The following is a 12731-nucleotide window of genomic DNA, read 5'->3' as shown; positions in this document are numbered from 1 at the left end:
GGCTGTTACGGCCGGGCTGCATGGCCAGTCAGCCGCCCCGGTCCACTGATTCGAGGCCGCTCGCCTTCGCGGTCGTCGGCGGCTGCGAGGCAGTCTGCCCGCTTACGGGTCGTTCGACGGCGACGACCTCACAGGCTTCAGCGCCCCGTTGCCACGTCGTAGGCCCATGCAGCCGTCACCGACCGCGGACCCCGGCGACTTCGCGTACTCCGGCCTCGGCGGCACCGCGCCTGTCCTGAGAGTGCCGAGGCCGAAGGCGGCGGCCGGTCCGGGCGTAGGTGACCGAGCAGCAGTCAGGTGCGCGGACTCTTGTGCTCCATCAATAACGAAGTTATGTTGCCGCCATGAAACGTGACTTGCTGGGCAGAAAGCTGGTTGTCACCGGTGCGGCACGCGGCATCGGGGAGAAGGTGGCCCGCCTGGCCGCCGCCCGAGGGGCCCGGGTGACCGTGATCGGCCTCGAAGCCGATCGGTTGCGCGCCCTCGCCGACGAACTGGGTCCCGCCGCTTCGTGGCGTGAGGCCGATGTGCGCGACGGGACCGGCCTACGAGCGGCGATCGACGAGGCCGCCGAGGCCATGGGCGGCATCGACCTCGTGGTCGCCAATGCCGGCGTCGTGGCGTACGGGACGGTGCGGCAGACGGACGAGGCGTCGTTCGAGCGGGTCCTGGACATCAACCTGAACGGTGTGTTCCGCACCCTCAAGTACGCGACGCCGCACCTGGAGCGCAGCCGGGGCCACGTGCTGGTCGTGGCGTCCGCGCTGTCGTTCATGCCGCTGGCCGCGATGGCCTCCTACGGCGCGAGCAAGGCCGGGGCCGAGCTGCTCGCCCTGACCTACCGGCAGGAGGTGGCCCACCTCGGAGTCACGGTCGGCGTGGTGCACCCCTCCTGGATCGACACGGACCTCGTGCGAGGCGCCGAGGCGGACCTCCCCTCGTTCCAGGACCTGCGCGCGCGACTCCCCTATCCGGGCAATGTCACCACGAGCTCCGACCGGGCGGCCGCCGCGATCGTCGACGGACTCGTACGCCGGCGCGCCCGCGTCTACGTCCCGCGTGCGGTCGTCGTGGCCAACTGGGCCAAGGCGGCGCTGAATTCACCGCTGGCCTGGCCCTGGGCGAGGCGCTTCGCGGCCCGGGCGGTGCCGTCCCTCGAACGGGAGGTCGCGGCGCTGGGGAGGCAGGACCAACTCACGCCTGGCACAGATGCCCCTCCTGCGGAGACCAGGGCGTCCTAGCCGGCCGCGCACCGGGGCAGCACCCGACGACCAGGCCTCTCAGCGGCCTTGGGCGATCGAGTCGTACAGGCGCGCGCCGGTCTCGTGGGAGGCCTCGGCGCGTTCCCGCTCGTCTCCCAGGCCGACAGCGAAGGTCACGCCCATCGGCAGGAGCACCTGCGCCACGGCGTCGTCGAACTCGACGAAGTGCTCAGCCAGTTCGAGGGTGATGTAACCGTGCACGTAGCTCCACAGCTGGGCGGCGATGGCTTCGGGTTCCTGCCGCTCGACCCTGCCGGAGCGCAGGAGCCGTTCGCATGCCGCGGTGACATGGGCGTGGGCTTCCCGAAAGGCCGGGGAGTGCCCGCTCAGGCGGCGGTCCGTATCCGGCAGAGGCCGGTAGGTCGCCCGAGTGGACAGGCCGAACATCAGGTCGTAGAGGTGAGGGTTCTCGCGGGCCTGCCGACGGCAGGTCAGGGCCATGGCGAAGAGATCCGCGATCGGGTCCTCCGTCACCGGTACCCGGGCGAACGCTGCGCCGAGTTCCTTGAAGCCGTGGTCGGCGACAGCGCTCATCAGCTCGGGGATCCCGCCGAAGTGGCTGTAGACCACCATCGTCGACAGTCCGCTCGCGGAGGCCACCGTGCGCGCCTTCACAGCCGACGGACCCTGCTCGGCCAGCAGGCCGATGGCCGCCTGCACAAGTCGTTCCGGTGCGTCTTCGAGCCTCGCCCGCCCTGCCATGTTCCGTACGCCTCCACCGTTGACACACCAGAAATAACTTGGTTATGTAATTCTTCACGGCAATAGTACACATCGCACGTGACGTGCCACCTTCGATCCACGCGTCCGCCTTCGGACACGTCGTCACGCGCTGGTCCAGTCTCCTGCCGCCCGTGCGGGCACAGCGTGTCGGGGCGAACCCGACCTCATCGCTGCGACACGCATCCGCGGCCGTCCCGACGCACTTTCCCACCCCCGCCATGAACTCAGCACGGGAGCAGAACTCATGCCATACAAAGACAAGGGCCGTCTGACGATCGAAGATCGCGGGGCCGTCCTGATCGTCCGGGTCGACGGCGGCCCGCATCAGGAGTTCGGCCTCGACATCGCCCAGCAGCTGGACAGGCTGGTGGCCCGAGCCGACCGCGATCCGAACGTCCGTGCCGTCGTCTTCACCGGGGCGCATCCCGAGCGGTTCGTCAGCCATGCCGCGGTCCGGTGGCTGCAGGAGGAGGGCGCCGCGAGCCCCACGGTCGGCCGACGCGGTGCCGCGGCCGTCGTACGCATGGCGAAGCACGTGGACCGCTCCCGCCTCCTCGGGCCCGTGATGCGCAGGACCCCGATGCGGGGAGCCCTCCAGCTGGAACGTCTGCACACGACCTTCCTGCGGATGAACGCCAGCGGCGTGCTCTACGTCGCCGCCCTCAACGGTTCGGCTCTCGGCCTCGGCGCGGAGTTCGCCTGGGCGTGCGATCTGCGGGTCATGGCCGACGGGGACTTCTTCATCGGCCAGCCGGAGATCCTCCTCGGCATCATCCCGGGCGGTGGCGGCACCCAGCGGCTGACCCGCCTGATCGGCACCCACCGGTCCCTGGCCGCGATCCTCGAAGGCAAGCCGTTCACGCCCGCGGAAGCTCTCGCCAACGGGGCGGTGGACAAGGTCGTCGCGCAGGACAAGGTGGTCGCGCAGGCGGTCGAACTCGCCGAGCACTTCGGGAAGCGGTCGAAGGGGTCGGTCGCGGCCGCCAAGAGGTCTGTGTACTTCGGCGGCTCGATGTCACTGGAGGACGGACTGCACGTCGAACGCGCCGAGTTCTTCGCCCAGGTCATGTCGAAGGAAGGCCAGGGGCTGATGCTCGACTACCAGGCCACTACCGACGCCACTGGCGAACTCCCGCTCTACACACCGGGCACCTACGCTCGGGCCCTCGCGTCGGGCAGCGTGCCGGGCCGTCGCTCGACGAGCGGGCGGTGAACCGACGATGACCACTCGGCAGTCCTTCACCCGTCACGACATCACGTTCCCTTCCGGCGACAGCACCTGCGCCGGTTGGCTCTACCTCCCCACGGGCGTCACGTCTCCGCCCGTCGTCATCCTCGGGCACGGCCTCGGCGCCGTCCGCGAGATGCGCCTGGACGCCTTCGCCGAGCGCTTCGCACAGGCCGGCATCGCCGCGGTGGCCTTCACCTACCGGCACTTCGGCGACAGCGGCGGCCACCCTCGCCAACTCCTGTCGATCAAGCGTCAGCTCACCGACTGGGACGCCGCCATCGCCTACGTCAAGGCCCGCACGGACGTCGACCGCACACGCATCGCCGTATGGGGCAGCTCGTTCGGCGGCGGCCATGCCATCACCGTCGCCTCACGCCACCCCGAACTGCGCGCGGCCGTGTCCCAGTGCCCCTTCACCGACGGTCTCGCCTCCGCGCTCGCGCTGGGCCCTGTCGCCTCGCTCAAGGTCCTCCCCGTGGTAGCCCGCGATCTGGCAGCCAGAGGCCGCGGAAAGCCGCCCGTGATGGTGCCGATCGCCGCCGCCCCCGGCACACCGGCCCTCATGAACGCCCCGGACGCCCTGCCCGGATACCAGGCGCTCCAGCCTACGGGAACGACATTCCGCAACGAGGTGGCGGCGAGGGTCATCCCGACCATCCTCACCTACCGGCCCGGGCGCGCGGCCAAGAAGATCACCATCCCGATCCTCTTCTGCGTCAGCGACACCGACTCCGTCACGCCTCCCGCCCAGACTCTCCGCTACGCGCGCACCGCACCCAAGGGAGAGATCAAGAGGTACGACGCCGGCCACTTCGACTTCTACACCGGCGAGACCTTCGAAGTACTGGTGCGCGACCAGATCGAGTTCCTCACCCGCCAGCTGACTCCGGCAGCCGCCGCGTCAGCTGCGTGACCGGATCGCATCACACCCAGACAGGTACGCCCTCGCCATGAATTTCGCATCTCTGCCCGACCGCCGCGCGGCCCTCGACCCTGATGGGGCCGCGGTCTCGGACGGACGTCAGGCCCTCACCAACGTCCAGTTGCTGCGTCGCGTCCAGGCGGCGGCACATCACCTGCAGGACCTCGGGATCGGCCCCGGCGACGTCGTGGCCCTCAAGCTCACCAATCGCGTCGAGTTCGTGCTCCTGCTGTTCGCCGCCTGGCGGCTCGGCGCCACCATCACGCCGGTCAACCCGAGCATGACCGACGTCGAAGTGGCCCGACAGCTCACAGACTCCGGCGCACGCCTCCTGGTGAGCGAGGACGGTGAGACCGCCGTGGCGAACGGGACTGCCGTCCTCGCCGTCGGCGAACTGCGCGACGACGCAGCGGCGGAGCCGGATGAAGCACCCCTTGCGGACCCGTCCGCGCTGGCCCTGCTCATCTACACCAGCGGCACGACCGGGGTTCCCAAAGGGGTGATGCTCGACCACGCCAACATCGACGCCATGGCGGACATGGGGCGTCGGGCGCTGGAGGTCGGTCCGGCCGACCGGTGCCTGCTGATCCTGCCGCTCTTCCACGTCAACGGCATCGTGGTCAGCACCCTCATCCCGTTGCTGGCGGACGCGAGCGTCACCATCGCCGACCGGTTCCATCCCGAGACCTTCTTCGACGTCGTCGAGCGCGAGCGCCCCACCTTCTTCAGCGCCGTGCCGACGATCTACAGCATGCTCGCGGCGCTCCCGGACACGGTCCGCCCCGACACTTCGTCCCTGCGCTTCGGAGTCTGCGGCGCTGCACCCGCCTCCGCCGAGCTGCTGACCCGGTTCGAGGCGCGTTACGGGTTTCCGCTCGTCGAGGGGTACGGGCTGTCCGAGGGAACCTGCGGCTCCACCATCAATCCTGTCGCAGGCCCTCGACGCGCCGGAACCGTGGGACTGCCCTTCCCCGGCCAGGAGATCCGGATCGTCGACGCCGACCGCAGCGAGGTGCCGACGGGCGTGGAGGGAGAGGTTGTCGTGCGGGGCCCCAACGTCATGCGGGGCTATCTCGGTCGCCCGGAGGAGACAGCCAAGGTCATCGTCGACCGCTGGCTCCACACCGGCGACGTGGGCCGACTCGACGCCGACGGATACCTGACCCTGGTCGGACGTTCGAAAGACATGATCATCCGTGGCGGGGAGAACATCTACCCCAAGGAGATCGAGGACGTCCTCGTCGGTGACCCGTCGGTGCTCGAGGCCGCCGTGATCGGCGTCCCCGACGACAAATGGGGAGAAGTCGTCGTCGCCTACGTCCAGCCCCGACCGGGTTCGACTGTCGATCCCTCGGCACTGCAGTCCCTCTGCGCACGCAGCCTCACCGGCTTCAAGCGCCCGACCGCGTTCTTCGTGGTGGAAGCCATAGCGAAGAACGCGGTCGGCAAGATCGACAAGGTCTCGCTGCGCGCTGCCCACACTGGGGTCTCTGCGCGGACCTGACCTCCATGGATGGCGCTGTGGGCTGTCTCCGGCGGCGGCCCTCAGCTCCGTGCCAGGGGGCCGAGTGGCAGTTCCGGGCTCCCCCGGAACTGCGCGAGCTTCGCCACCGCCCCGCCTGCCAGGGACATCCGCGGAGTTGCTCGCAACGGCGGCGCAGACCCTTGGCTGACTGGGCGGCGACGCTGAGGGCCGTCGCCGCCCAGCCTGACCGGTGCGCTCGCTCCCAGGCCGCAGACCGTGCGGAACCTCAGCGACGATACGGTTCAAGCAGGACGGCATAGACGGCTCGGGCATCTCCACGCTGATGTCGGACGCCGGGCTCACCAACGGAGCCTTCTACGCGCACTTCGCCTCCACGGACGACCTCGTCGCCCACGTCATGGCCGACCACGTGCGCACGCAGGTCGCGAGCTACGGCACGCTGCGGCCCGGCCGCGCTGTACTCGAGGACCTCGTCCGCGAGCACCTGTCGCCTGCGCACCGGGACCACCCGGGCACCGGATGGCCCTCCGCCGCGCTGTTCGACGAGATCGACCGCTGCGCGGGCCAGACCAAGCAGGCCTACACCGGCGCGCGGGACATTTTGGACGAGATCGCCGCCCGCCCGTCACCTGAGGACTCCCCGTCCGCTCGTGGGAAGGCCACCGGGCCCTACACCATGTTGGTGGAGACGTTGCAGCTGTCCCGCGCCCTCTCCGGCCGGAAGTTCGCCGACGAGGTCCTCGAGGAGGGCATTGAGAACACCCTCACCTTCATGCGCTGAGGTGCACCGAGGAGGACGGCTCCGGCCCTCGCACAGTCGCCGGGGGCTTCGCCAGCCGGAAACACACATCGCGTATGGCGGCCCGGACACCGGCCTGGCCATCGCCCAACTTTCAGGAAGCAAGCGGGTCAGCAACCCCGACCGGGCCGCCCGAGCCGCTCGGCCAGAGGCATCACGGCTCTGAGGCAGCCTCCTCGGCCCGGGCGTCAACGGCACTCCACGCTCACTGTCGTTCGAGGAATTCGAGCGCTGTCCCCACCTGCGCCGGTCAGCTGCGGTCCTTCGGCCCAAACGTGGATCACCAACTCCTCGATCAGCCGGGTCATCCACCGCTTTCACCGACTGCGGGACAGTTACCCAAAGGAGGTCTCTACCCGGATTCACAGGCAGCCCAGAGCGTCAGCCCAGCCCTGGTACCAACAGCACCTTGCAGGCGTCGCCGGTGAGCAGATCGATCGCCTGGTCGACCTGGCTGAGTTGCAGTCGGTGCGTGATGAGCCAGTCCAGGTCCAGGCGCCCGGAGTTCAGCAGGAGCAGCGTCTGCTCCCAGGTTTCCCACAGGCGGCGGCCGAAGATGCCCCGCAGTGTGATGCCCCGCTTGTTGATCTGGGCAGCAACGTCGATCGGCACTGGTCGGCCCGGGTGTCCCACGGTCACGACCGTTCCTTCTCGGCGCACGGCGTCGAAGAGGGACGGGAGTGCGGCGGCCGCTCCCGAGCATTCGAAGGCGACATCGGCCCCGCCGCGGTGGCCGCTGAGTTCGCGGCTGCGCTCGGCGACCCCCTCTCCGGGCTCCATCGTGATCACTCCGAGCTGTTCGGCTTCGGCGCGGCGGAACGGATTCGGCTCGATCACGATCACGTAGGCGGCGCCCATGAGGGATGCCAGTCGCGCGACGACCATGCCCACCGGCCCGGCGCCGCTGACCAGAACGCCTCGGCCGGCTACCGAGTAGCCGGCTCGCTGAATGGCGTGTACCGCGACGCCGGCCGATTCCAGCAGTGCGCCGGTCTCCAAGGGCACGCTGTCGGGAAGGGGGACACAGATGCGGTGGGGCACGGCGACGCGTTCGGCGAAGACCCCGTCGAAGTGCATGCCCAGGATCTGCGTGCGCTCGCAGGTGTGTGCGTCCCCGGTCCGGCATGCGAAGCACTGGCCGCACGCCAGGTGGCTTTCCAGAGCGACGCGGTCACCGACGCGCAGGTTCTCCACACCGGCGCCCACCTCGACGACGGTGCCCGCCGCTTCATGACCGAGTACGACGGGCAGCCCCAGGTTGAACGCCCGGGCCGCCGGCGACCACTCGTAGCATTCGCGGTCGGTGCCGCACAACGAGGCCGCCGCGATCTCCACTACGACCGCGCCGTCGCCGGCCTTCGGCTCGGGCGCATCGGCGACGTACTCGACTCCCCTGTCCGCGACTGCTTTGACGACTGCCCTCATGAATGCACACTCCTTCGTGTCTCGTACGTGGCGGGATGACTGGTGGCCCGGACGGACGGTGGTCAGTCGGCGGGATGCGGCTGCGCGAAGCGTTCGAGGACATCGACCGGACCGACCTGTCCGCCCTTGAGCAGCAGCCGGCAGCCGGCCACGGCGGCTTCGCTGTCGGTGCGGCAGACGGGGGCGGCCGTGACGAACTGGGTGGCGACGCGCAGCTCGCTCACCCCCATGGTCAGCAGTGCGTGGCTGGAGGTGTCGCCGCCGAGTACGGCGACGTCCCGGGTGAGGCCCTTGACGGCCATGTTCCCGGCCAGGGTGCCCAGGAGTCCGCCCACATGGGCGGCGTCGAGAGGACCGGCTGCGGCGTAGCGGGGGTCCTGGGTGCCGCGCGTGGTGTGCACGATGACGTTCCGTCCGGCCGCGAGCATGGCGGCCGAGCGGTCTTCCAGATCGTCCAGCAGAGAGGGGTCCTGTCCGTTGAGCAACTGCGTGGGCACGGCCAGCTCTGCCCAGCCGTGCCCGACGGCGTCGGCGATCTGTGCGTCCGTCGTGCTGGAGGCCGACGCGCTGACGGCCAGCACCGGCCCGGAGGCGGGCTGGGCGTCGTGATCGGCCACGTCGGACCGCTTGTTGGCGGTGCGGGCGAGGGCGGCCATGACACCGCCGGAGCCGACCACGATCGCCGGGCCCTGCCGGGTGTCGTCCTCTCGCAGTGCCAGCGCGAGGGTGTCGAGGTGACCGTCCTCCACGGCGTCCACGACGACGGCGGCCCGGCCGGACCGGCGGAGCCTCGTCCACTGCTCGCCGAAGGACCCATCGGCGTAGGCGGGGAGGTGGATGGCTCCGGGGACCTCGCCGGTACGCAGCTGCTCGGCGATCACCTGCCGCAGGTCAGCCTCGTGCATCGGGGTCGACGGATGCTGCGCCATGACGGGATGCCGGTCAAGGCGGTAGGCGTCCCCGGAATAGCCGGCGAAGTGGTTGCTGAAGGCGGTGTACCGGCCGAATCCCGGCTGTGCCGGTGCGACCGCGACCGGGCCGTGGCGGGGGAAGCGCTCGTGCAGCAGCTCGATGCCTCTGCCGATGCTGCCGCGTGCGGGGGCGCTGTCGAAGGTGGAGCAGACCTTGTAGATAAGCACCTGCGCATCGGCAGTGGCGATGCGTTCCAGCTGTGCGCGCACCAGCTCGTCGAAGGCGGCTCCGCCGAGCGAACGCGATGGTCCGGCGATCCCGACGACATCGCAGTCGGTGGGGAGCGGCCGGTTTCCGTCCCCGATGACGAGCACGGCGTCGAGACCGTGCCGGTGGGCCTGTGCGAGGACATCGCTGGCACCGGTCAGGTCGTCGGCCACGAAACTGACGTACGTCATGTCAGGCCACACCTCCGAACGTGCGCCCGGCGTGCAGCAGCGCCGGGTCGCCTGCATCGGCCGCCGCGTGTGCCGCCACCTCCAGGGGAACACCGTCGACGGCAGCCGCCCAGGCGGCCCGGAGACTGCGCACGCCGGCCGCCGGTCCGTCGGGATGCGCGGCCACGCCGCCGCCCGCGAGCATCAGAAGGTCGGTCGAGCCGACCGCGGTGAAGGTCGGCGCCGGGGTGGTGACGTTCTGGCCGGACGACAGGGTCGGTACCGGACTCAGGGTCTTGCCCAGGGGTTCGAGCAGGCTGCGGACGTGGGCCGCGACCTCCTCGTCGGTCTCGTAGAACTTGCTGCCGAGACCGCTGACATGCAGATGGTCTGCTCCCGCCAGGCGGGCCAGCTGCTGCCACACCCGGTACGACATCCCCAGCGCCGGTGAGCGCATCGATGCGGCCAGACCGGCGCGGTGTCCGTGCACGGGGACTTCGGAGAACTCCCGCAGCCAGGCCAGTGCGGGCAGTCCCATGACGGGGACGTTGAGCATCACGCACCGGCCGCCCGCCCCGACCACCATGTCGTGTCGCCGGCGGAGCCCGGCGAGGTCCCCCGTGATGTTGAAGGCGTACATGACGGGGTGGCCGGTGATCTGCTCGGCCTCCCGGATCTCTTCGTTGGCCACAGCGACCCGGCGCTCCAGCGGGAGGTACGACGGATCGGTCATCAGCTCGTCGTCCTTGATCAGGTCGACCGACGCCCTGGCCAGCTCCCGTACGGCCAGGCGGAACTCGCTCTCGTCCAGACCGACGTTCGGTTTGATGATGGTGCCGATCATGACGCCCTCGGCACCTCCCATCAGCCTGCGGGTGCCGGGGATGCCGAACGCGGGGCCCGGGTGAGCGGCAACGAGCTCCTCCGGCAGCTCGATGTCCTGCAGGCGGCAGGCGAACAGCTCACCCAGCTCGAAGAGGTTGCCTGCGATCGTGGTCTGCAGGGTCGCCAGGTCGGTCCCGATGTTCTCCATCGGGAACTCGACCACCACAACAGCGGCCCGCACCGTCTCGGGGCGGGACCGCGACGGCAGCGACGGGGTGCGCGTGCCCAGGTCCCGCACGCTGACGACCTGCGCTGCATGCCGTTCTCGGATGCGGGGGGACTCGCCGGGCACAGCGACGAAGGTGCCACTGGACTGCTCCCCGGCCATCGCCGCGGCAGCCTGTTCCGGATCGCTCTCCGATTCCAGGTAGTAGGTGCAGCGCACGGCCCGCTGGTCACGCATGTGCTCTCCGTTTCTCGACGACGGTGGTGTGGGGGTCGTTCGTCTCAGGTGCCGTCGTGCTGTGCGGCAGCTTCTCTGCTCCCGCCGGGCACGTGGTGCGGGGCGGAGGACGGCCCGTCGCCGTCGGCTGTCGCATCGCCGAGTCCGTCGGCGGCCGAGGGCTGCTTCAGGATCCGGCGTGCCCAGAAGACGGTGATCAGGGGACACAGGATCGACGTCACCACCACCGACGAGGCCACGAGCACGGTCGCGTACTCGGCGGCCGGCGCGTAGACGGGATTGGCTGCCGCCACGATTGAGGGGACTACGGCCGCGTTGCCGGCGGTGGTCGCCGCTGCCAGGCCCGCGATGCCGTCGCCACCACTCGCCTTGTCGGCCAGCAGCAGAACCGCCCCGCCGACCAGCACCACGAACAGCCCCAGCCCGATCCCCAGCAGCCCGGCCTTCCAGACAGCGGTCAGGTTGAGCGTCAGCCCCAGTGACAGCCCGAGGAACGGCACGATCGCCGGCACGGCAGGGGCCAGGAACCGCCGCATCTCGGGATCGAGATTGCCCAGGAGCATCCCGAGCACCAAGGGCAGGATCGCCCCGACCAGGGTCTGCCAGGGAAAGGCGGAAAGCCCGGCGGCGCCGAGCGTGACCATGGTGAGGAAGGGCCCGGACTCCAGGCTCATGACGCTGTAGGCGCCGACGTCGCGCTTGCGTCCGAACTGGGCCATCAGCGACATGTAGAGGCCACCGTTGGTGTCGTTCAGCGCCGCCACGACTGCCAGCGTCGACAACCCCGCGAAGGCCCCGCCGCTGACCGGCGATTCGCCGAGCAACTTCCCCAGAACGATACCGACGACCAACGCGAACACGACCTTGGTCCCCAGCAGCACACCGCCCTTCTTTGCGATGTAGGGCGTCGCCTTCACGTCCAGGGTCGCGCCCAGACACACGTAGAAGACGGCCAGGATCGCGGGCAGGCCCGTGTACAGGGCTCCGGTGAAGGAGCCGAAGAACTCTCCGGAGCCCGGCGCCGCCGTGTGCACCACGGCTCCGACGAGCATCGGGACGAGCATCAGCCCACCAGGCACCTTCTCAATGCCGGCTTTGATGGGCACAGCCATGGGGACCTCCGAACGACGATGTTCGAATGAACATTGGGTGACTCGGAAGGTAGCCGCAGGAAGAGGGCGGGTCAATGGCTTCTCGCCACTGAAGGTTTCCGTATCGAGCCGAACCACCCGCGTGAGCAGGCGTCCCGGCAGCTCGAACGAGTCGCTGTAATGTTTACATGAACACCGCACCGACGGGGTGGCAGTAACGGGTCACCCCTGGTTGAACCCCAGGGCAGGCGGCCGGATAGCGTGATGAGCGTGGCTCAAGACGAGATGGAACCCGTGCGCAACTCCCGACAGCGAGCCATCCTCAGTGCCTTGCAGGAATCCCGGCAGGTCGAGGTCAACACGCTCGCGGAGCGCTTCGGCGTGTCCGGCATGACGATCCGCCGCGACCTGGCCGAGCTCGATCAGGCAGGGCTGCTGGACCGGGTCCATGGCGGCGCGGTGCCACGCCGGGCACCCGCCTACGGGTCCCGGTCCTCGACGATGACGTCGGAGAAGTCGAGAATCGCGCGGGCCGTGGCGGACCTGGTCAAGCCGGGTGCCTCGGTGGGCGTCGACACCGGCACCACCTGTACCGCCGTAGCCGCGGAACTCGCCGTCCGGGACGATCTGACCGTGATCACCAACTCGATCCACGCGGCGTTCGCACTGCGCGACACGAGGAGCCGGGTCCTCGTCCTGGGCGGACTCATGACACCCGAACTGAGCCTGGTCGCCTCCACGGCCGCTCAGGAAAGGCCGCAGATCCATCTGGACCTGATGATCCTCGGCTGCGGCGGACTGTCCGTCGACCGCGGGATCACCTACTTCGACCCCGCCGAGGTCGAGGTGCGCCGCACACTTCTCGATCTCGCGGACCGGGTCGTTGTCGCTGCCGACCACACCAAGTTCGACCGTAAGAAGGCGATGGCCCTCGGCGACCTGTCGGTCATCGATGTCCTCGTCACCGACCAGACGCCTCCCCCTGCGCTGCGCTCCGCATTTGCGGAGGTCGTTGTCGCTCCGTAGCGCTCGAACCGAGGGCGGACTCATAGGGAAGGTCTTCGCCAGCGGGGGCGTGCCAGGACACCCTGAACCGAAGCGAGGAAATGGCCACGCATTGAGACAGGGGCGTGGCCACCAGCGTAAGAAAGACAA

The 12731-nt window shown here is 69.6% G+C and carries 11 protein-coding genes; 6 read left to right on the top strand and 5 right to left on the bottom strand.

Annotated features, from left to right (window positions below; genetic code table 11):
* Positions 1 to 344 precede the first annotated feature (344 nt).
* Positions 345 to 1241: a short-chain dehydrogenase/reductase gene (locus ABZZ74_RS30380; RefSeq protein ID WP_356770301.1), complete on the top strand. Its 897-nt coding sequence runs from the start codon at positions 345 to 347 to the stop codon at positions 1239 to 1241.
* Between the two features lie 39 nt (positions 1242 to 1280).
* Here the strand turns inward: ABZZ74_RS30380 and ABZZ74_RS30375 are convergent, their stop codons facing one another.
* The gene (locus ABZZ74_RS30375; protein ID WP_356770299.1) at positions 1281 to 1964 is read right to left on the bottom strand and encodes a WHG domain-containing protein; all 684 of its coding nucleotides are present in this window, start codon (positions 1962 to 1964) and stop codon (positions 1281 to 1283) included.
* 265 nt (positions 1965 to 2229) lie between these two features.
* On the opposite strand from ABZZ74_RS30375, the gene ABZZ74_RS30370 reads away from it, so the two are divergent.
* The 4 genes from ABZZ74_RS30370 (at position 2230) to ABZZ74_RS30355 (ending at position 6405) form a co-directional block, all read left to right on the top strand.
* Entirely contained in the window at positions 2230 to 3198 is a 969-nt protein-coding gene (locus ABZZ74_RS30370) for an enoyl-CoA hydratase/isomerase family protein (protein WP_356770297.1), read from the top strand.
* A gap of 7 nt (positions 3199 to 3205) precedes the next feature.
* Positions 3206 to 4129 carry an alpha/beta fold hydrolase gene (locus ABZZ74_RS30365; RefSeq protein ID WP_356770295.1) on the top strand — a complete coding sequence of 308 codons (924 nt, stop codon included), beginning with the start codon at positions 3206 to 3208 and terminating at the stop codon, positions 4127 to 4129.
* Between the two features lie 37 nt (positions 4130 to 4166).
* On the top strand, positions 4167 to 5642 hold the full coding sequence (locus tag ABZZ74_RS30360) for an AMP-binding protein (RefSeq protein WP_356770293.1): 1476 nt from the start codon (positions 4167 to 4169) through the stop codon (positions 5640 to 5642).
* Between the two features lie 211 nt (positions 5643 to 5853).
* Positions 5854 to 6405 carry a TetR/AcrR family transcriptional regulator gene (locus ABZZ74_RS30355; RefSeq protein ID WP_356770291.1) on the top strand — a complete coding sequence of 184 codons (552 nt, stop codon included), beginning with the start codon at positions 5854 to 5856 and terminating at the stop codon, positions 6403 to 6405.
* A gap of 399 nt (positions 6406 to 6804) precedes the next feature.
* Here ABZZ74_RS30355 and ABZZ74_RS30350 read toward each other — a convergent pair whose 3' ends face one another.
* From ABZZ74_RS30350 to ABZZ74_RS30335, 4 genes are all read right to left on the bottom strand, one after another.
* Positions 6805 to 7848 (bottom strand): alcohol dehydrogenase catalytic domain-containing protein, encoded by a 1044-nt coding sequence (locus ABZZ74_RS30350; RefSeq protein ID WP_356770289.1) that lies wholly within the window; start codon positions 7846 to 7848, stop codon positions 6805 to 6807.
* Between the two features lie 62 nt (positions 7849 to 7910).
* Positions 7911 to 9218 (bottom strand): four-carbon acid sugar kinase family protein, encoded by a 1308-nt coding sequence (locus ABZZ74_RS30345; RefSeq protein ID WP_356770287.1) that lies wholly within the window; start codon positions 9216 to 9218, stop codon positions 7911 to 7913.
* Between the two features lies 1 nt (position 9219).
* Entirely contained in the window at positions 9220 to 10485 is a 1266-nt protein-coding gene (locus tag ABZZ74_RS30340) for a RuBisCO large subunit C-terminal-like domain-containing protein (protein WP_356770285.1), read from the bottom strand.
* A 44-nt stretch (positions 10486 to 10529) separates the two neighbouring features.
* On the bottom strand, positions 10530 to 11597 hold the full coding sequence (locus tag ABZZ74_RS30335) for a 2-keto-3-deoxygluconate permease (RefSeq protein ID WP_356770283.1): 1068 nt from the start codon (positions 11595 to 11597) through the stop codon (positions 10530 to 10532).
* 249 nt (positions 11598 to 11846) lie between these two features.
* Between ABZZ74_RS30335 and ABZZ74_RS30330 the strand changes: the two genes are divergently transcribed.
* Positions 11847 to 12602 (top strand): DeoR/GlpR family DNA-binding transcription regulator, encoded by a 756-nt coding sequence (locus ABZZ74_RS30330; RefSeq protein ID WP_356770281.1) that lies wholly within the window; start codon positions 11847 to 11849, stop codon positions 12600 to 12602.
* Positions 12603 to 12731 lie beyond the last annotated feature (129 nt).

This window comes from Streptomyces sp. NPDC006476, assembly GCF_040612015.1.
Lineage (GTDB): Bacteria > Actinomycetota > Actinomycetes > Streptomycetales > Streptomycetaceae > Streptomyces > Streptomyces griseorubiginosus_B.
Note: the sequence above shows the minus strand (reverse complement) of the source record. Positions and strands in the feature narration are given on the sequence as shown.